This is a genomic window from Stenotrophomonas sp. YJH_SMC_82, assembly GCF_059368875.1.
On record NZ_JCAFSE010000001.1, the window covers coordinates 187,588 to 205,717 of the forward strand.

The window sequence follows — 18,130 nt, forward strand, 5'->3', positions numbered from 1 at the left end:
CTCCATATTCTCTGCACACTTTCACGGCAGCGTGCACGGGTCAACGAAAGGCCCCCACGCCCCCCATGTCACTCCTGCGTCCGCTGTTCCGCTCCCCCCGTGCGTTGATGTTGCCCCTGCTGCTGGCCCTGGCGGCCTGCTCGGCGGGCAGGACCGAGGCCCCGGCCACCCCCGAAGTCGGCGTCATCACCGCCCGCGCGCAACCGCTGGCACTGCAGCAGACCCTGCCCGGCCGGGCGGTGCCGTTCGAGGTGTCCGAGGTGCGGCCGCAGATCGGTGGGCTGATCCGCCAGCGGCTGTTCACCGAAGGCCAGCAGGTCAAGGCCGGCCAGCTGCTGTACCAGGTCGATCCGGCGCCGTACCAGGCCGCCTTCGATACCGCGCGTGGCCAGCTGGCGCAGGCCGAGGCCGCTGTGCTGTCGGCGCAGCCGAAGGCCGAGCGCACCCGCACGCTGCTGGGCATGGACGCGGCCAGCAAGCAGGACGCCGACGATGCCACCTCGGCACTGAAGCAGGCCCAGGCCAACGTGATTGCCGCGCGCGCGGCATTGCAGGCCGCCCGCATCAACCTGGACTACACCCGGGTGACCGCACCGATCGACGGCCGCATCGGTACCTCCAGCGTCACCGCCGGCGCGCTGGTCGCCGCCGGCCAGGATGCGGCGCTGGCGACCATTCAACGGCTGGACCCGGTCTATCTGGATGTGACCCAGTCCAGCACGCAGATGCTGGCGCTGCGCAAGCAGCTCGACGCCGGCCTGGTGAAAGCCATCGATGGCAAGGCCCAGGTGAAGGTGCTGCTGGAGGACGGCAGCACCTATGCCCATGAGGGCACGCTGGAGTTCGTCGGCAGCGCAGTCGATCCAGGCACCGGCAACGTGGTGCTGCGCGCGGTCATTCCGAACCCGGAGGGCCTGCTTCTGCCGGGCATGTACCTGAAGGCGGTGTTGCCGATGGCCACCGATGCGCGTGCCCTGCTGGTGCCGCAGAAGGCGGTGCTGCGCAATGAACGTGGCGAGCCGCTGCTGCGCCTGCTCGACGCAAAGGATCGCGTGGTCGAGCGGCGGGTCAGTACCGGCCAGGTGGTGGGCAACCAGTGGCAGATCACGCAGGGCCTGAAGGCTGGCGAGCGGGTGATCGTCAGCAACGGCAGTGCGGTAGCGCTGGGCCAGCAGGTGAAGGCGGTGGCGGCCACCACGGCGCAGCTGGCGGCGATGCCGGCGGTCGACCCGAACGGCAACACCGACGAAAAGTCGCACTGAGGCCTGCCGCGCATGGTTCGTTTCTTCATCGACCGGCCGATCTTTGCCTGGGTGATCGCCATCGCGGTCAGCCTGCTCGGCCTGCTCGCGATCCTGATCCTGCCGGTGGACCGCTACCCGCAGATCGCCCCGCCCACCATCACCATCCGCGCCACCTACACCGGCGCCTCGTCGCAGACCGTGGAAAACGCGGTCACCCAGGTCATCGAGCAGTCCCAGCAGAGCCTGGACCACCTGATGTACATGACCTCGACCAGTGCTTCCGATGGCTCGGCGCAGGTCAACCTGGTGTTCGCCACCGGCACCAACCCGGACACCGCGCAGGTGCAGGTGCAGAACCAGCTGCAGGCCGCGATGGCGACGCTGCCGCAGGCGGTGCAGCAGAACGGCCTGACCATCACCAAGTCCAGCGGTTCGATCTTCGAGGTGCTGTCGTTCACCAGCGAAGACGGCAGCATGGACAACTTCGATGTCGCCAACTTCATGGAAGCGCGCATCGACGACCAGATCAGCCGCGTCAGCGGTGTCGGCAACATCCAGCCGATCGGCCAGGAATACGCCATGCGGATCTGGCTGGACCCGGAAAAGATGCGCCAGTACGCGCTGATGCCGTCGGACATCGAGACCGCACTGCAGGCGCAGAACACCGACGTGTCGGCCGGTGAACTCGGTGGCCAGCCGGCGCTGAAGGGCCAGCAGCTGGACGCGACCGTGACCGCGCGCAGCCGCCTGCACACGCCCGAGCAGTTCGCGCAGGTGGTGCTCAAGGCCGATGCCAATGGCAGCGTGGTGCACCTGGGCGACGTGGCGACGATCGGCCTGGGCCCGGAAAGCTATGACAGCATCAGCACGTTCAACGGCAAGCCGTCGGCCTCGCTGGGCATCGAGCTCAACGCCGGTGCCAACGCCATCGCCGTCTCCAAGGCCGTCGAGGCACGGCTGCAGCAGCTGCAGAAGTACTGGCCGCATGGCTACACCTACCACGTGGCGTTCACCACCACGCCGTTCGTGACCATCTCGCTGAAGGAAGTGGTGATCACCCTGATCGAGGCGATCGCGCTGGTCGTGCTGGTGATGTACCTGTTCCTGCAGAACTGGCGGGCCACGCTGGTCCCGACCATCGCGGTGCCGGTGGTGCTGCTGGGCACCTTCGGCGTGCTGGCCGCCTTCGGCTATTCGATCAATACGCTGACCATGTTCGCGCTGGTGCTGGCCATCGGCCTGCTGGTGGACGACGCCATCGTGGTGGTGGAGAACGTGGAGCGGGTGATGACCTTCGAAGGGCTGGCACCGAAGCCAGCCACGTTGAAGGCGATGGGCCAGATCACCGGCGCGCTGGTCGGCATCGTGCTGGTGCTGACCGCGGTGTTCCTGCCGATGGCGTTCTTCAGCGGTGTCACCGGCGTGATCTATCGCCAGTTCTCGGTGACGATCGCCGCTGCGATGATCCTGTCGGTGCTGGTGGCGATGACCATCACCCCGGCGCTGTGCGGCAGCATCCTGCACCAGATTCCCAAGGGCGGCCATCCGCATGGCGACCACGCTGGCGAGCCGGGCCTGCTGGGCAAGTTCTTCATCTGGTTCAACCATCGCTTCGAGCGCACCTCCAACCGACTGCGCCATCGCGTCGACCGCTTCCTCGGCCGGCGCACGCTGGGCGTACTGTTCTACCTGGTGCTGAGCGTGGCCACCGGCCTGTTGTTGTGGCACCTGCCGGGCGCGTTCCTGCCCGATGAAGACCAGGGCATGCTCAACGCGCTGGTGAAGCTGCCCGCCGGGTCCACCCTGGAGCAGACCCGTGCCGTGATGGATCGCCTGAGCGCCGCCGCGGTGAAGGACGACAGCGTACTGTCAATCCAGGCCACCGCAGGTTTCAGTGTCAGCGGCAGTGGCCAGAACGTCGGCCAGGCCTTCATCCGGCTCAAGGATTGGGACGACCGCAAGGACGATGCCGATACCATCGCCGCGCGCTTGACCGCGGCCATGGCCAGCGTGCCCGATGCGCAGGTGTTCATCACCTCGCCACCGGCCATCCTCGGCCTCGGCGATGCCGGTGGCTTCACCCTGGAACTGCAGGACGAAGGCGGTGCCGGCCATGCCGCCGCCGTGGCCGCGCGCAACACGCTGCTGAAGGACGCTGCCAAGGATCCGAAGCTGGTCAACGTGCGCTACGCCAGCCTGGAAGACGCGCCGGTGTACGCGGTGAAGGTGGACGACGCCAAGGCGCAGGCGATGGGCGTCAATCCGCAGGACATCAATGACACCTTGAACGCCGCGCTGGGTGGCGACTTCGTCAACAACTTCATCTACAAGGGCCGCATCAAGAAGGTGTTCATCCAGGGCACGGCCGAAGCCCGCATGCAGCCGCAGGACATCGAGCGCTGGAGCGTGCGCAACCAGGCCGGCCAGATGGTGCCGCTGTCGTCGCTGGTCAGTGCGCACTGGACCAGTGCACCGGCCGCATTGCAGCGCTACAACGGCGTGTCGGCGATGGAGATCACCGGCCAGCCGGCACCGGGCGTCAGTTCCGGCGAGGCGATGGCCGAGATCGCACGTCTGGCCGGCACGCTGCCGGAAGGCTTCAGCCATGCCTGGTCGGACATGGCCTACCAGGAACAGCTGTCGGGCAACCAGGCGCCGATGCTGTACGCCATCTCGCTGCTGTTCGTGTTCCTGTGCCTGGCCGCGCTGTATGAAAGCTGGGCGGTACCGTTCGCGGTGATGCTGGCGGTGCCGGTAGGCGTGTTCGGCGCCGTGCTGATGATGAACCTGCGTGGCCTCAACAACGACGTGTACTTCCAGGTCGGTCTGTTGACCACGATTGGCCTGGCTGCGAAGAACGGCATCCTGATCGTCGAGTTCGCGCGCATCCTCGAGCAGCAGGGCAAGCGCACCCGCGAAGCGATCCTGCAGGCGGTCTATCTGCGGCTGCGCCCGATCGTGATGACCTCGCTGGCATTCCTGATGGGTGTGCTGCCGCTGGTGTTCGCCACCGGCGCCGGTTCGGCCGCGCGCCGTTCGCTGGGTACCGGCGTGGCCGGCGGTACGGTCGCCTCGATGGTGCTGGGCATGTTCTTCGTGCCGTTGTTCTACCTGCTGGTGCGCCGCCTGTTCCCGGGCCGCGCGCCGGCCGACGCCACTGCCCCGGAGGCACGCCCATGAAGCCGATGCTGCTGCGCGCCCTGGCGGCCGCAACGATGACCACCGTGCTGGGCGGCTGCGTGAGCATGGCCCCGCACTACCAGCGCCCCGAGGCGCCGGTGCCGGCACAGTTCGCCAATGCCGCCACCGGCGAGACCGGGCCAGCACTGGCGATGCCGGCCTGGCGCGAGGTGTTCCTGGAGCCGCGCCTGCAGCAGGTCATCGCGCTGGCACTGCAGAACAACCGCGACCTGCGCGTGGCGGTGCTGCAGGTGGAGAAGGAACGCGCGCAGTACCGCATCCAGCGCGCGGCGCTGCTGCCGTCGGTGGATGCCAGCGGCAGCGTGACCCGTTCGCGGGTGAGTGATGCCAACAGCGAGATCGGCGTCAGCCAGGTGACCGAATCCGATGCCGTGCAGGTGGGCTTCAGCAGCTGGGAACTGGACCTGTTCGGGCGCATCCGCAGCCTGAAGAACGAGGCGCTGCAGAACTGGCTGGCCAGTGCCGAGAACCAGCGTGCGGCGCGCACCAGCCTGGTCGCCGAAGTGGCCACGGCCTGGCTGGCGCTGGCGGCCGACGAGCAGTCGCTGGCGTTCACCCGGCAGACGCTGGACAGTCAGCAGCAGACCCTGCAGCGCACCGAGGCCCGCCATGCACAAGGCCTGGCCTCGGGCCTGGACCTGTCGCAGGTGCAGACCAGTGTGGACGCCGCGCGCGCTGCGCTGGCCAGGCTGCAGACCCAGCAGGCGCAGGATCGTGATGCGCTGCAGTTACTGGTGGGTGCTCCGCTGGACGCGGCATTGCTGCCCAGCGCACAGGCACTGGACGGCACCGTGGCGCTGGCGCCGTTGCCTTCCAACCTGCCCTCGAGCGTGCTGCTGCAGCGTCCGGACGTGCTGTCCGCCGAACACGCGTTGCAGGCGGCCAACGCCGATATCGGCGCCGCGCGCGCCGCGTTCTTCCCGACGCTGACGCTGACTGCCAACTACGGCCACAGCTCCACCGCGTTGTCGACGCTGTTCTCGGCCGGCACCCGCGGCTGGTCGTTCGCGCCCAGCATCACGGCGCCGATCTTCCACGCCGGTGCGTTGAAGGCCTCACTGGATGCCTCGAAGATTGGCAAGGACATCGGCATCGCGCAGTACGAGAAGGCGATCCAGCAGGCCTTCAGTGAAGTGGCCGATGCCCTGGCCACGCGCGATCACCTGGGCGCGCAGATGGAGGCACAACGGGCACTGGTCGCCGCCAGCCAGCGCAGCTACACGCTGGCCGAGGCGCGCTATCGCACCGGGCTGGACGGCTATCTGCAGGCGCTGGATGCGCAGCGCAGCCTGTTTGCCGCGCAGCAGGACCTGATCGCGCTGCAGCAGCAGGAAGCGGGAAACCGGGTGACGCTGTTCAAGGTGCTGGGCGGTGGCGCAGACGCACGGTAACGCGCCCTGCTCTGGTAGGTGCCGACCTTGGTCGGCACGGAAGCATGGAGTGTCGCGATCTGATGATTCGTGCCGACCAAGGTCGGCACCCACCAGAAGCGGACGGTGCTGCCTACGCCACGCGGCCCCGGCGTGCACGCTCCAGGTGCACCAGCAGCAGCGAGATTGCCGCCGGGGTCATGCCCGGGATGCGCTGCGCCTGGCCGATGGTCTGCGGTCGCACGCGCTCCAGTTTCTGCAGCGCTTCGGCCGACAGCCCGCGCACCGTGGCGTAGTCGAAGGCTTCAGCGATCGGCGTGGCTTCATGCCGCTGCTGGCGCTCGATCTCCTCGCGCTGGCGGTCCAGGTAGCCGGCGTACTTCACGCCGATCTCCACCTGCTCGGCCACCTTGGCGTCGGCCACGGCCGGGCCCAGCGACGGCACCTGCATCAGCTGCGCGTAATCCAGCTCGGGGCGCTTGATCAGGTCCAGCACGTTGGTTTCGCGGCTGACCGCCACGCCCAGCGTGTCCTGCACTTCGCGGCCCAGCGCATTGGCCGGGGTCGCCCACAGCGCGCCCAGGCGCGCGCGCTCGGCGGCGACGGCGGCCTGCTTGGTCTCGAACGCGCTCCAGCGCTGGTCATCCACCAGGCCCATCTCGCGGCCGGCCGGGGTCAGGCGCTGGTCGGCGTTGTCCTCGCGCAGCTGCAGGCGGTATTCGGCGCGGCTGGTGAACATGCGGTACGGCTCGTTGGTACCGTGGGTGATCAGGTCATCCACCAGCACGCCCAGGTAGGCCTCGTCGCGACGCGGGCACCAGCCGTCCAGCCCACGCACCTGGCGTGCGGCGTTGAGGCCGGCCAGCAGGCCCTGCGCGGCGGCTTCTTCATAGCCGGTGGTGCCGTTGATCTGGCCGGCGAAGAACAGGCCGTTGACCAGCTTGGTTTCCAGCGAAGCCTTCAACCCGCGTGGATCGAAGAAGTCGTACTCGATCGCGTAGCCGGGGCGGGTGATGTGCGCGTTGCCGAAGCCGCGGATGCTGCGCACCATCTCCAGCTGCACGTCGAACGGCAGCGAGGTGGAGATGCCGTTGGGGTAGATCTCGACGATGCCCAGGCCTTCGGGTTCGACGAAGATCTGGTGGCTGGCCTTCTCGGCGAAGCGCACCACCTTGTCCTCGATGGACGGGCAGTAGCGCGGGCCGATGCCTTCGATCTGGCCGCTGTACAGCGGCGAGCGGTGCAGCGCGTCGCGGATGATCTGGTGGGTCTTTTCGGTGGTGTGGGTGATCCAGCAGCTGACCTGCTGCGGATGCTCGTCCACCGAACCCAGGAAGGACATCACCGGGCGCGGCGAATCGCCGGGCTGCTCGTCCATCACGCTGTAGTCCAGCGAGCGGCCGTCGATGCGCGGTGGCGTGCCGGTCTTCAGGCGGTCCACCTGGAACGGGCGCTCGCGCAGGCGCGCCGCCAGCGTGGTGGCCGGCGGGTCGCCCATGCGGCCGGCGGCGTACTGGGTCGGGCCGACATGGATCTTGCCGGCCAGGAAGGTGCCGGCGGTCAGCACCACGGCCTCGGCATCGAAGCGCAGGCCGGTCTGGGTGATGACCCCGCGCACGGCGTCGCCGTCGATGACCAGGTCATCGACGGCCGCCTGGAACACGGTCAGGTTGGCCTGGCCTTCAACGATGGCGCGGATCGCCATGCGGTACAGGTTGCGGTCGGCCTGGCAGCGGGTGGCGCGCACGGCCGGGCCCTTGGAGGCATTGAGGGTGCGCCACTGGATGCCGGCACGGTCGGCGGCATGCGCCATCGCACCGCCCAGGGCGTCGATTTCCTTGACCAGGTGGCCCTTGCCGATGCCTCCGATGGCCGGGTTGCAGCTCATCGCGCCCACCGTTTCGATGTTGTGGGTCAGCAGCAGGGTGCGCACGCCGGTACGGGCCGCGGCCAGCGCGGCTTCGGTGCCGGCGTGGCCACCGCCGATGACGATGACGTCGTAACGATGGAAGGACGGGTTCATGGGGCTGTTCAGCTGGGGGCGGGCGCGGCCGGGGCGGCGCCGGGGTGGCGATTTTAGCGCCATTCGGGGCCGCGGCGTCGGTGCCGGCCGGCCGGCGTCGAAATCAGCCCTAAAGTTGGCAGGATTATTGCAGATAACCCAATAGCACCCACCGTGGCTGGCGCCGCAGGCGCCCGTGACCGGAATTGGAACAGGGGCCGGTACAGGCGCACGGTGGGGGAGCAGAGGGCCGGCAGTCGGGGGACTGTCCGGCCCTGTTTTTTCGGGATTGCCGGGAAAGGCCCGACCACGCATGGCGTGGATCTACCGACGCTGGGGCTCTCTCCGGTTGGCGACCCGGCAAAACAGACGGCCCCGCAGTGCGGGGCCGTCTGTCTTCAGAGGTGCCGACATCCGACAGGGCCGGAACAGGGGGGATCCAGATGTTCCTGTCGGATATCGACGTAGAGATTTTTGCGGCGGCCCGTCTCGCTTTTTGTCACTTTGTGACGCGGGCCGTCACCGGTTCCGTAGAGTGCAACCTGGACCGGGTGAAATGCAAGACGGTTCAGCGCTCAACTGTGCGCTGCGTCCCACGATCCATGTTGCGCCAAGGGGAACCGTTCATCCTCGGCGCGCTCGGCGCCGGGGTCGGACGGGCCGGCGGTGGCGGCGCCGACGGCTGGATGTTCGACTGCGGCGGGCGACGCATCGAGTCCATGTTCCGCCACGGCGAACCGCCGTTGTACGACGGCCGCGGCGGCGGCGGCGGACGGTTCTCGCCACCGTTGCCGGGCGGGCGCGGTGGCGGACGGTGGTTGTGCGGCGGGCGGTAGATCGGGCGCGAGTAGTACGGATTGCCATAGCCGCCGTAGTAGCCGCCATAGCCGCCGTAGTAAGGGTAGCCGTAGTTGTAGGGATAGCCGGCCGGGTAGCGGTACTCCACCGACGGCGCACCGTGGTAGTAGCTGCCGCTGCGGCCACCGCCGACATAGTCGTAGGTGGTGCAGCCGGTCAGGGCCAGCAACAGGCCACCGGCAAGCATCAGGCGCGTTTTCATGGTGGGTCCCCCCAGAGGACGGGTTGTGCAGTCAGCTTCGTGCGCAGGCGTTGAATCGGCCCTTAACTTCACTGCCCAGGATGAATGGAGGTGAAGGCCCTCATGCTGGCATGACCTGTGCCGGGGTCGCCAGCGTGGGGCCATACGTTAATCTTGCGTCATGAGCGATTCACTGTTGCCCCGTGCCGACGATGTCCTGGCTGCCGCTGCGCGGATCGCGCCGCACGCCAGCGTGACCCCGGTGCTGCGCTCGCGCACGCTTGATGCGCTGGCCGGCGCGCAGCTGGCGTTCAAGGCCGAGCACCTGCAGCGCGGCGGCGCATTCAAGTTCCGCGGGGCCTGCAACGCGGTGTGGTCGCTGGATGCCGATCGCGCCCGTGCCGGCGTGGTCACCCATTCGTCCGGCAACCACGGCGCTGCCCTGGCCCTGGCCGCGCGCACCCGTGGCATTCCCTGCCACGTGGTGGTGCCCGAAGGTGCGGTGGCGGCCAAGCTGGCCAACATCGCCCGCCACGGTGCCACGCTCTGGCGCTGCCCGCCGACCATCGCCGACCGCGAGGCCGCCTGCGCCAAAGTACAGGCTGATACCGGCGCGACCCTGGTCCATCCCTATGCGGACCCGGCGGTGATGGCCGGGCAGGGCACCGCGGCCCTGGAGCTGCTGCACAGCGACGGTCCGTTCGACGTGCTGGTAGTCCCAGTCGGAGGGGGCGGCCTGGCCAGCGGTACCGCCCGGGCCCTGCAGTTCGCCAGTCCCCAGACCCGGCTGGTGCTGGCCGAACCGGCCGGTGCCGACGACACCGCGCGCTCGCTGGCCGCAGGCGAGCGCCAGGGCGCGTTCACCCCTGACACCATCTGCGACGGCCTGCGTACCCTGATCGGCGCCCCCAACTTCGCGCTGCTGCGCGCGGCCGGCGTCGAGGTGATCGTGGTCGACGACGCCGCCACCATGGCCGCGATGCGCCTGCTGTGGGAGGTGCTCAAGCAGGTGGTCGAGCCGTCCTCGGCCACCGTGCTGGCCGCGGTGCTGGCACAGCCGCAGCGGTTCGCCGGCCTGCGGGTGGGCCTGGTGCTGTCCGGTGGCAATGTCGACCTGCCCGCGCTGCGTTGGGGGGCGCCTTGAGCCGCGACGGGCACCGGCCCCGCACCGGCCTGCTGGGCTGGCTGTGGCGGCTGTTCGTGCTGCTGGTGGTCTGGCTGCTGGGCGTGACCGCCTGGATCGTCTGGGTGGGGGAGCGCGACCAGGCAGCCAAGGCCGACGCCATCATCGTGCTCGGTGCGGCGGCCTATGACGCCAAGCCGTCGCCGGTCTTTGAAGAACGCATCCGTCATGGCCTGGATCTCTATGAAGCCCAGTACGCGCCACTGCTGATCTTCACCGGCGGCTACGGTGGCACCGGCGCGCGCTTTTCCGAATCGCAGGTGGCGCGGCGCTATGCGCTCAAGCATGGCGTGCCGGACGATGCGATCCTGATCGAGACCGCCTCGCGCAACACCGTGCAGAACCTGGTCGAGGCCAAGCGGCTGATGGACCAGCGCGACCTGCACCGGGTGATCATCGTAAGCGACCCGTTGCACATGGCGCGCGCGCTGCGCCTGAGCAAGGCGCTGGGCATCGATGCGCTGGCCTCGTCCACGCCCAGCACGCGCTTCCGCAGCTTCCACACCAGCTGGCGCTTCCTGGTGCAGGAAATCTATTTCTTCCACCGCGACCTGGTGCGGCCGCCGCTGAGTTCGCCGGCCAATACCTGAGGGCGGAAACCTGATCTGGGCAGACGCCCATCGTGGAAACGTGAGGTTGCCGGCCAGCGGCCGGCACGACCGGGCGATCAGGTCTGCTTGCGCCGGATCGGAATCGCCGACACCGGCACCGAGGCCACGTCATGCCCGCCTTCGCGGATCGGTGCGCCCGGGTCCGGTGCCCAGGCGTGGGCGTAGATCACTTCCCAGCTGCTGGGCAGCTTGCCGTCGGCGCGTCGCATCGGTTCATACGCCGCTGCCGCCGCGGCGAAGCGGCCACGCCCGGTCAGCGTGTGACGGCGGTCCACCCGCGCATTGGTCGCGCCCATCGCGCGCAGCTCCCGCATCAACGAGGGCAGGTCGTCGTAGGTCAGGGTGAACAGGTCGCGGTCCAGCACCGGGTCGCGGAAACCGGCCATCATCAGCGCATCGCCGAACTGGGCGATCTGCGCGAAGCGGCTCACGTGCGGGCGATCATCGGCGGCTGCGAAGGCCTCATTGAGTTCGACCAGCGTGTCCGGGCCGAAGGTGGAGCACAGCAGCAGGCCGCCGGGCTTGAGCACGCGGCGGAAGCCGGCAAACACCGCCGGCAGGTCGTCCACCCACTGCAGGCACAGGTTGCTGAAGATCACGTCCACGCTGTTGTCGGCCAGCGGCAGCGCGGCGGCGTCGCCGCACAGGCGCTGGAACGGCTTCCACCAGCCGGCCTGGCGCTTGGCCTGATCCAGCATCGGCAGCGCCACGTCCAGCGCGATCACCTGCGCCTTCGGCCAGCGCTTCTTCATCAGCGCACTGGCGTGGCCGGTACCCGCGCCGATGTCCAGCACTACCTCGGGCTTGCGTGCCTCCAGGTAGTCCAGCGATTCCACCAGCCGCGCCTGCACCTCGCGCTGCAGGGCGGCGGCGGCGTCGTAGCTGTTGGCGGCGCGGGCGAACGCGCGGCGGACATGGCGGGCATCGAAGTGGGACGGCATTGCGAAAGTCTCTTAGAACGTACCGGGGTAGGCGCCGCCGTCGATCAGCAGGTTCTGCCCGGTGAGGTAACCGGCCTGTGCGCTGCACAGGAAGGCGCAGGCCGCGCCGAATTCATCCGCCGTGCCGAAGCGGCCGGCCGGGATCTGCTGGCGGCGGCGTTCGGCCACTTCCGCAGCATTGCCGTCCTTGCCCGCACTGTGGGCGAAGTTGGCGCGCAGGCGGTCGGTGTCGAACTGGCCGGGCAGCAGGTTGTTGATTGTGACGTTGTGCGCCACGGTACGGCGCGACAGGCCGGCGACGAAGCCGGTCAGGCCGCTGCGCGCGCCGTTGGACAGCGCCAGGATGTCGATCGGGGCCTTCACCGCCGACGAGGTGATGTTGACGATGCGGCCGAAGCCACGCGCGATCATTGCGTCCACGGTGGCGCGGATCAGCGCGATCGGCGCCAGCATGTTGGCGTCCAGCGCGGCGATCCAGTCGTCGCGCTCGAAACTGCGGAAGTCGCCCGGCGGCGGGCCACCGGCATTGGTGACCAGGATGTCCACCTGCGGGCACGCGGCGAGCGCTGCGGAGCGACCGGCCTCGGTGGTCACGTCGGCGGCGACCACGCGGACTTCGGCGGCGCCGGGCAGGGCGCGCAGCGCTTCGGCGGCGGCCTGCAGCGCAGCCTCACCACGGGCCACGATCACTACGTTGACGCCCTCGCGCACCAGCGCACGCGCGCAGCCCAGGCCCAGCCCCTTGCTTGCGCCGCAGACCAGTGCCCAGCGGCCGTTGATACCCAGATCCATGCATCAATCCTGCGGAATGAGGAAGGCGCTCATTGTCCGCCATCGGCCGGTGACAGGCCGGCAACGAAGTGTTGCAGGGCGGCGGCCACCTCGTCGGCATGGCCGAGGAAGGGCGCATGGCCGCCGTGGGCGATGGTCAGCGCCTGCGCACCGGGGGGCAGTGCCGCGGCGGCCTGCATTGCCGCCGGAGACACCAGCCGGTCACGCTGGCCGGCGATCCACAGGCTGGGCTTGGCCAGCGTCGGCAGTGCGCCACGCAGGTCGGTGCTTTCCAGCAGGCGCAGGCCTTCCAGCAGGGCGCGTTCGGTGGGTGCACCGCGCTCGACCAGGCGCTGGCGCAGAGTGCGCAGCTCCTCGCGGGCGTGTGCCGAGCCCATTACATCCAACGCCAGGAAGCGTTCCAGGGTGCCACCGAAGTCGGTGGCCAGCTCGCGCCCGAACTGCTCGAACACCGCCGGCTCCACCGCATGCGGCCAGTCGTCGCCACGCACGAAGCGCGGCGTGGCCGCGATCATCGCCAGCCCGCGCACCTTCGGCAGTGTCGCGGCGGCGTGCAGCGCGAACAGGCCGCCCAGCGACCAGCCGCACCACACCGCAGGCGGCGTGGCCGCGGCAATGGCATTGACCACGAACGGCAGGCGCAGCGGCGTGGTGTCATCGCGGCTGTGGCCATGGCCCGGCAGATCAACCAGATGCAGGGTGAAGTGATCGGCCAGGCGTTGCACCAACGGCGCGAACACGCCGCCCTGCAGGGCCCAGCCATGGATCAGTACCAGGTCCGGCCCCTGGCCGGTGACGTCGATATGCATGGGGAAACGGCAACAGGCTCAGGCGAAGACAGGCAGCGGCGGTGGCGCGGCCTCACGCGCGGCCAGGTCGACGCGATCGCGCGCGCTGGCAATGGCTTCGACCAGGCCACGCACCTGCTCGGGGGTGTGCAGCGCGGACAGCGTGACGCGCAGGCGCGCCTTGCCTTCGGGAACCGTGGGCGGGCGGATCGCGCCGACCAGCCAACCGGCCTGTTCCAACGCCTGGGACATCGCCACGGCGCGCTGGTCGTCGCCACACAGCAGCGGCTGGATCGGCGTTTCCGAGGCCATCAGGTCCAGGCCATGGCGGCGGGCTTCGCCGCGGAACAGCGCGATCAGATCGGTCAGTTTCGAGCGCCGCCAGTTGTCACGGCGCGCCAGGCGCACCGCTTCCAGTGCTGCGGCGGCCAGCGCCGGCGGCATCGCAGTGGTGTAGATGTACGGGCGTGCGGTTTCGGCCAGGTGCTCGACCAGGTCGTCGCGGCCCAGCACCAGCGCGCCGGAACCGCCCAGTGCCTTGCCCAGCGTGACCAGCTGCAGCGGCACATCGTCCACGCCCAGCCCGGCGGCGGCCACGGCACCACGGCCATCACCGACCACGCCCACGCCGTGCGCATCGTCCACATAGAACAGCGCCTGCTGCAGGCGTGCCACCAGCGACAATGCACGCAGCGGTGCGATGTCGCCATCCATGCTGAACACACCGTCGGTGGCCAGCATCGCCGCGCCATCGGGCGCGTGCTTGAGCTGGCGCATCGCGCCTTCGGCGTCGAGGTGCGGATAACGGCGCAGGCGCGCACCCGCCAGCCGCGTCGCATCGAGCAGGCTGGCGTGGTTGAGCTTGTCCTGCACGCACACATCGTTCTCTTCACTCAGCAGCGCCTGCTGCACGGCCAGGTTGGCGGCGAAGCCACTGCCGAACAGCAGCGCGCGCGGGTAGCCCAGCCACTCCGCCACTTCGCGCTCCAGTGCCTCATGCAGAGCGTGGTGGCCGCAGACCAGATGCGAGGCGCCCGCGCCGGAGCCTTCGCGTGCGGCCGCATCCTGCAATGCGTTGACCACGCTGAACTGCTGGGCCAGGCCCAGGTAATCGTTGCTGCAGAAGCCGGTCAGCCACTGGCCGTCCACCTCCAGGCGGACGCCATCACGACGGCTGACCGTGCGCCGCGTGCGGCGACGGCCTTGGGCATCGCGCAGGGCGCGTTGGGCGTGGAGGCGGGCGGTCAGGTCGGGGCGGGCCATGGCGGCTGAATGCGGCGACGGGGCGGCTAGGGTAGCGCGTTGCCGCGGCGCCTGCTTGCGGCCCGTCTCAGGCCGCGTGAGCGCAGCCACAGGCGGGCGCATCGGCGCTGATATCAGCGTGCACGGTGCCGCCGTGGTCGTGGCCCTCGGCATCCACCTGCACCGCCATCGGCTGCAACCCCAGCCGCGCGAACAGGGCCAGGTCGCGCTCGCTCTCCGGGTTGCCGGTGGTCAGCAGCTTGTCGCCGTAGAAGATCGAGTTGGCACCGGCCACGAAGCACAGCGCCTGCAGTTCGTCGCTCATCGCCTCGCGACCGGCCGACAGCCGCACCATCGAACGCGGCATGGCGATGCGTGCCACCGCGATCATGCGCACGAACTCGAACGGATCCAGTTCGGCACTGCCATGCAGCGGCGTGCCCGCCACCTGCACCAGCTTGTTGATCGGCACCGAATCGGGATGCGCCGGCAGCGTGGCCAGCGCCAGCAGCAGGCCCACGCGCTGCGCGCGCGTCTCGCCCATGCCGACAATGCCGCCGCAGCAGGTTTTCAGACCGGCATCGCGCACGTGCGCCAGCGTGTCCAGGCGGTCCTGGTACTGGCGCGTGTGGATGATCGAATCGTAGTAGTCCGGCGCGGTGTCGAGATTGTGGTTGTAGTAGTCCAGGCCGGCGTCCTTCAGCGCACGCGCCTGCTCGCCACTGAGCATGCCCAGCGTGGCGCAGGTTTCCAGGCCCAGCGCCTTCACCCCGGCGATCATCGCCGCCACCTTCGGGATGTCGCGGTCCTTCGGCGATCGCCACGCGGCACCCATGCAGAAGCGCGATGCGCCGGCAGCCTTGGCCTGGCGTGCCTTGGCCAGCACCGCGTCGGTGTCCATCAGCTTCTGCGCGTTCACCCCGGTGCTGTAGCGCTGTGCCTGCGGGCAGTACGCGCAGTCTTCCGGGCAGCCGCCGGTCTTCACCGACAACAGCGTGGACACCTGCACCCGCGACGGGTCGAAGTGCTCGCGATGGACTGCGGCAGCGCGGAACAGCAGCGCGGGGAACGGCAGATCGAACAGCGCCTGCAGTTCGTCGTGTTGCCAGTCGTGGCGGATGGCAGCAGCCATGGCGGGACCTTGGGTACGAGTGGAGCGAGGGCGGCAGTGTGGGTGGGTTGGCGAGCCCTGTCAACTTGATTGCTTCCCATGTGGTTTACATCGGTTGACCGCCATGAATGGGCGCTACGGTGTAAGTTCATTGCTGCATACGGACGCGCGAGCACGTGCCATGAACAGCTACCAGCCCTACCCGATCCGCCGCGACGCGGTGCTGTGCAGTCTTGCCGAACTGCCCGACGGCGGCCTGCGCGTGGTGCTGGATGATCTGCGCCAGTCCGACACGCCAGGGCAGTGGAAGAACCACGTCTTCGTGACCTTCAAGGACTACCCGGCAGGGCAGCTCGATCCGGCGACGTTGCCCAAGGAGGAGCTCGAGGCTTTCGGCCACTATGTGCTGGTTCGCCTGTTGGCCATCAATGGCTGCCTGCGCGATACGGACGAGCGCTCCGACAACGATGCCCATCTCACTGACCTGGCGCGGCAGAACATCGCCGCGCTGACCAGCGAGGACATCGCCTCGATCGATGAGCAGCTGTTCTCCCTCTGCGACGGGCAGTTCCGAAAGATCGCCTACATTGTGGGGATGGTCATGTCGCTGCAGCCGAAGTGCCGATCGGGAATTCCCGATGTGTTCTATGCAGGGCGTGTACGCATGCTGGTGGAACGGGGCATGTTGCAGGCGCAGGGCGACCTCACGCGGATGGGCTGTTGCGAAGTGCGCGTCCGGCAGTAGGCTTGCGCCCACCAGGACCTGGCTGGAACTGTGCTTACATCTACCTGCTGGAAGGACACATGCTGAAGTCCATCCAGAAGATGGCGGCAGCTGAGGCAATGAAAGAAGGATGCGCATGGAACCGGACACGATGCCGCAGGGCGGAAAGCTGCTGATACTCGATCTGGATGAGACGCTGGTGCATGCCAGCGAGCGTGAACTGGAGCGACCCGCAGATTTCCGCCTCGTCGGCTACCACGTCTACCTGCGGCCCCAGCCCAACGTGCGTGCGGTGGAGAAGCGCCGGTGGCGGGAGCGCCTGCAGGCATAGGTAGCTGCACAGGGCAGGTGCTATCGGCGAGCACCCGCACTCGCGCGTTTCACCGCATCCTGCAAGGCCTGCAGCCACAATAACCGCTGCCCAACGCAAGCGCTGGCGCGCAGACTGTGCCCCATGACCGATCTCCATCGCCTCCGCGGCCGCATCACCGCGCTGGTTCTCAGCGAGGCCTGGCGCCGCCGTGCCGCGCTCTGGGGCGGCGCGGTGGCCGTGGCGTTGGTGGCCATCCTGTTCGCCAAGGCCAGCGACGCGGCCTTCCATCTGTTCCAGCGCATCACCGCGCACTCGCCGTGGTGGGCCCTGCTGCTCACGCCGGGCATCTTCGCGCTGCTGGCCTGGTTGACCAGTGGCGTGCTGAAGCCCACGCGGGGCAGCGGCATTCCGCAGGTCATCGCTGCGTTGGACAAGCCCGATGAGCCATTCCGGAAGACCAATCTTTCGCCTGCGGTCTCAGCCGGCAAGCTGCTGCTGACCTCGTTGTCGCTGCTCGGCGGCGCGTCCGTCGGACGCGAAGGTCCCACGGTGCATGTGGGTGCCAGCCTGATGTACCTGTTCGGCCGCTGGTTCGGCTTCAAGGATCCTCGCGAGCTCTCGCACTTCCTGCTGGCCGGTGGTGCAGCGGGCATTGCCGCGGCGTTCAACACGCCGCTGGCTGGCATCGTATTCGCCATCGAGGAGCTCAGCGGCCGTTTCGAGCATCGCTTCTCCGGCACCCTGCTGACGGCGGTGATCGTCGGTGGCGTGGTGTCGCTGGGCCTGCTTGGCAACTACACCTACTTCGGCCATGTGAGCGCGCGGCTGCCGCTGGGGCAGGGCTGGCTGGCGATCCTGCTGTGCGGCGTGGTGGCCGGGCTGCTGGGCGGCCTGTTCGCGCGCGCGGTGCTGGCCAGTGCGGCGGGCCGCCCGCGTTGGCTGGGCCAGCTGCGCCAGCGGCATCCGGTGCTGCTGGCCGCAGGCTGCGGCCTGGCGGTGGTGGCACTGGCTTTGACGTTCGGCGACGGCGCGTTCGGCACCGGCTACGAGCAGGCGCGCAGCCTGGTGCAGGGGCAGGCGTTGGTCGGCCACGAGTTCGGGTTGATGAAGCTGCTGGCCAACCTGGCATCGTACGTGGCCGGCATACCCGGCGGCCTGTTCTCGCCCGCGTTGGCGGTCGGTGCGGGGCTGGGCCACAACCTGGCGGTGCTGATGCCGGGCGTGGATCCGCGCGCGTTCGTGCTGCTGGGCATGTGCGCGTACCTGACCGGCGTCACCCAGGCACCGCTGACCTCGGCGGTGATCTCGCTGGAGCTGACCGACAGCGGCGATCTGCTCCTGCCGATCCTGGCCACGGTGCTGATCGCGCGGGGCGTGTCCGGTCTGGTATGCCGGGTGCCGATCTATCGTGGGTTGGCGGAGGTGTTGACGGCGTCGGCCGTTGCATCAACCGGGCCTGGGCAGGGCGGACGCCTTTCCTGATCGGCAGCACCCTCTGCAGTTGCGGGCAGTCCCGACACTGCGATCGGTGCTTCGCCGATGGCCGCACATGGGCAGCGCGATGAAGCA

Annotated in this window: 15 protein-coding genes; 8 read left to right on the top strand and 7 right to left on the bottom strand. The window is 68.9% G+C overall.

Going from position 1 to position 18,130, the window contains the following annotated elements; all coding sequences use genetic code 11:
• Positions 1-65 precede the first annotated feature (65 nt).
• Genes smeA through smeC form a run of 3 tightly spaced genes read left to right on the top strand, consistent with a single transcriptional unit; the run spans position 66 to position 5,836 of the window.
• Complete coding sequence (gene smeA / locus AC5P53_RS00815) at positions 66-1,262, top strand: multidrug efflux RND transporter periplasmic adaptor subunit SmeA (RefSeq protein WP_126411486.1); 1,197 nt, start codon at positions 66-68, stop codon at positions 1,260-1,262.
• A 12-nt stretch (positions 1,263-1,274) separates the two neighbouring features.
• A complete protein-coding gene (smeB, locus tag AC5P53_RS00820) occupies positions 1,275-4,424 on the top strand; it encodes a multidrug efflux RND transporter permease subunit SmeB (protein WP_241887284.1) in 3,150 nt (1,049 codons plus the stop codon).
• Complete coding sequence (gene smeC, locus AC5P53_RS00825) at positions 4,421-5,836, top strand: multidrug efflux transporter outer membrane subunit SmeC (protein ID WP_111206562.1); 1,416 nt, start codon at positions 4,421-4,423, stop codon at positions 5,834-5,836. The genes smeB and smeC overlap by 4 nt, the downstream gene beginning before the upstream one ends.
• A gap of 112 nt (positions 5,837-5,948) precedes the next feature.
• Here the strand turns inward: smeC and mnmG are convergent, their stop codons facing one another.
• Positions 5,949-7,838, bottom strand: a complete 1,890-nt coding sequence (gene mnmG, locus AC5P53_RS00830) for a tRNA uridine-5-carboxymethylaminomethyl(34) synthesis enzyme MnmG (RefSeq protein WP_241887285.1) — start codon at positions 7,836-7,838, stop codon at positions 5,949-5,951.
• Positions 7,839-8,385: 547 nt separating this feature from the next.
• Entirely contained in the window at positions 8,386-8,877 is a 492-nt protein-coding gene (locus AC5P53_RS00835; protein ID WP_032957537.1) for a hypothetical protein, read from the bottom strand.
• Positions 8,878-9,037: 160 nt separating this feature from the next.
• Between AC5P53_RS00835 and AC5P53_RS00840 the strand changes: the two genes are divergently transcribed.
• Both AC5P53_RS00840 and AC5P53_RS00845 read left to right on the top strand, forming a co-directional pair.
• On the top strand, positions 9,038-10,000 hold the full coding sequence (locus AC5P53_RS00840; RefSeq protein WP_014648768.1) for a pyridoxal-phosphate dependent enzyme: 963 nt from the start codon (positions 9,038-9,040) through the stop codon (positions 9,998-10,000).
• Positions 9,985-10,629: a YdcF family protein gene (locus tag AC5P53_RS00845; protein WP_049442020.1), complete on the top strand. Its 645-nt coding sequence runs from the start codon at positions 9,985-9,987 to the stop codon at positions 10,627-10,629. The genes AC5P53_RS00840 and AC5P53_RS00845 overlap by 16 nt, the downstream gene beginning before the upstream one ends.
• A 77-nt stretch (positions 10,630-10,706) precedes the next feature.
• Here AC5P53_RS00845 and bioC read toward each other — a convergent pair whose 3' ends face one another.
• The 5 genes from bioC to bioB all read right to left on the bottom strand — a co-directional run bounded on the left by bioC (position 10,707) and on the right by bioB (position 15,545).
• On the bottom strand, positions 10,707-11,591 hold the full coding sequence (gene bioC / locus AC5P53_RS00850) for a malonyl-ACP O-methyltransferase BioC (RefSeq protein ID WP_014648766.1): 885 nt from the start codon (positions 11,589-11,591) through the stop codon (positions 10,707-10,709).
• Between the two features lie 12 nt (positions 11,592-11,603).
• Positions 11,604-12,383, bottom strand: coding sequence for an SDR family oxidoreductase (locus AC5P53_RS00855; RefSeq protein ID WP_014648765.1), 780 nt, complete (start codon positions 12,381-12,383; stop codon positions 11,604-11,606).
• Positions 12,384-12,412: 29 nt separating this feature from the next.
• Complete coding sequence (gene bioH, locus AC5P53_RS00860) at positions 12,413-13,192, bottom strand: pimeloyl-ACP methyl ester esterase BioH (RefSeq protein WP_241887286.1); 780 nt, start codon at positions 13,190-13,192, stop codon at positions 12,413-12,415.
• An 18-nt stretch (positions 13,193-13,210) separates the two neighbouring features.
• On the bottom strand, positions 13,211-14,434 hold the full coding sequence (gene bioF / locus AC5P53_RS00865) for an 8-amino-7-oxononanoate synthase (RefSeq protein WP_241887287.1): 1,224 nt from the start codon (positions 14,432-14,434) through the stop codon (positions 13,211-13,213).
• Between the two features lie 67 nt (positions 14,435-14,501).
• Positions 14,502-15,545, bottom strand: a complete 1,044-nt coding sequence (bioB, locus tag AC5P53_RS00870) for a biotin synthase BioB (RefSeq protein ID WP_241887288.1) — start codon at positions 15,543-15,545, stop codon at positions 14,502-14,504.
• 160 nt (positions 15,546-15,705) lie between these two features.
• Here bioB and AC5P53_RS00875 point away from each other — a divergent pair, with 160 nt between their 5' ends.
• The 3 genes from AC5P53_RS00875 (at position 15,706) to AC5P53_RS00885 (ending at position 18,043) form a co-directional block, all read left to right on the top strand.
• A complete protein-coding gene (locus AC5P53_RS00875; RefSeq protein ID WP_241887289.1) occupies positions 15,706-16,269 on the top strand; it encodes a DUF3658 domain-containing protein in 564 nt (187 codons plus the stop codon).
• 115 nt (positions 16,270-16,384) lie between these two features.
• Complete coding sequence (locus AC5P53_RS00880) at positions 16,385-16,579, top strand: NIF family HAD-type phosphatase (protein ID WP_197651620.1); 195 nt, start codon at positions 16,385-16,387, stop codon at positions 16,577-16,579.
• Between the two features lie 123 nt (positions 16,580-16,702).
• Positions 16,703-18,043 carry a chloride channel protein gene (locus AC5P53_RS00885; protein WP_014648760.1) on the top strand — a complete coding sequence of 447 codons (1,341 nt, stop codon included), beginning with the start codon at positions 16,703-16,705 and terminating at the stop codon, positions 18,041-18,043.
• Positions 18,044-18,130 lie beyond the last annotated feature (87 nt).

Excerpts from the sequence above, each read along its gene's own strand:
- AC5P53_RS00855 (WP_014648765.1), bottom strand. The coding sequence starts at position 12,383 with ATGGATCTGGGTATCAACGGCCGCTGGGCACTGGTCTGCGGCGCAAGC.
- AC5P53_RS00840 (WP_014648768.1), top strand. The coding sequence starts at position 9,038 with ATGAGCGATTCACTGTTGCCCCGTGCCGACGATGTCCTGGCTGCCGCT.
- smeC (WP_111206562.1), top strand. The coding sequence starts at position 4,421 with ATGAAGCCGATGCTGCTGCGCGCCCTGGCGGCCGCAACGATGACCACC.
- mnmG (WP_241887285.1), bottom strand. The coding sequence starts at position 7,838 with ATGAACCCGTCCTTCCATCGTTACGACGTCATCGTCATCGGCGGTGGC.
- AC5P53_RS00880 (WP_197651620.1), top strand. The coding sequence starts at position 16,385 with ATGGAACCGGACACGATGCCGCAGGGCGGAAAGCTGCTGATACTCGAT.
- AC5P53_RS00875 (WP_241887289.1), top strand. The coding sequence starts at position 15,706 with ATGAACAGCTACCAGCCCTACCCGATCCGCCGCGACGCGGTGCTGTGC.
- smeA (WP_126411486.1), top strand. The coding sequence starts at position 66 with ATGTCACTCCTGCGTCCGCTGTTCCGCTCCCCCCGTGCGTTGATGTTG.
- AC5P53_RS00835 (WP_032957537.1), bottom strand. The coding sequence starts at position 8,877 with ATGAAAACGCGCCTGATGCTTGCCGGTGGCCTGTTGCTGGCCCTGACC.
- bioF (WP_241887287.1), bottom strand. The coding sequence starts at position 14,434 with ATGGCCCGCCCCGACCTGACCGCCCGCCTCCACGCCCAACGCGCCCTG.
- smeB (WP_241887284.1), top strand. The coding sequence starts at position 1,275 with ATGGTTCGTTTCTTCATCGACCGGCCGATCTTTGCCTGGGTGATCGCC.
- AC5P53_RS00885 (WP_014648760.1), top strand. The coding sequence starts at position 16,703 with ATGACCGATCTCCATCGCCTCCGCGGCCGCATCACCGCGCTGGTTCTC.
- bioC (WP_014648766.1), bottom strand. The coding sequence starts at position 11,591 with ATGCCGTCCCACTTCGATGCCCGCCATGTCCGCCGCGCGTTCGCCCGC.
- bioB (WP_241887288.1), bottom strand. The coding sequence starts at position 15,545 with ATGGCTGCTGCCATCCGCCACGACTGGCAACACGACGAACTGCAGGCG.
- bioH (WP_241887286.1), bottom strand. The coding sequence starts at position 13,192 with ATGCATATCGACGTCACCGGCCAGGGGCCGGACCTGGTACTGATCCAT.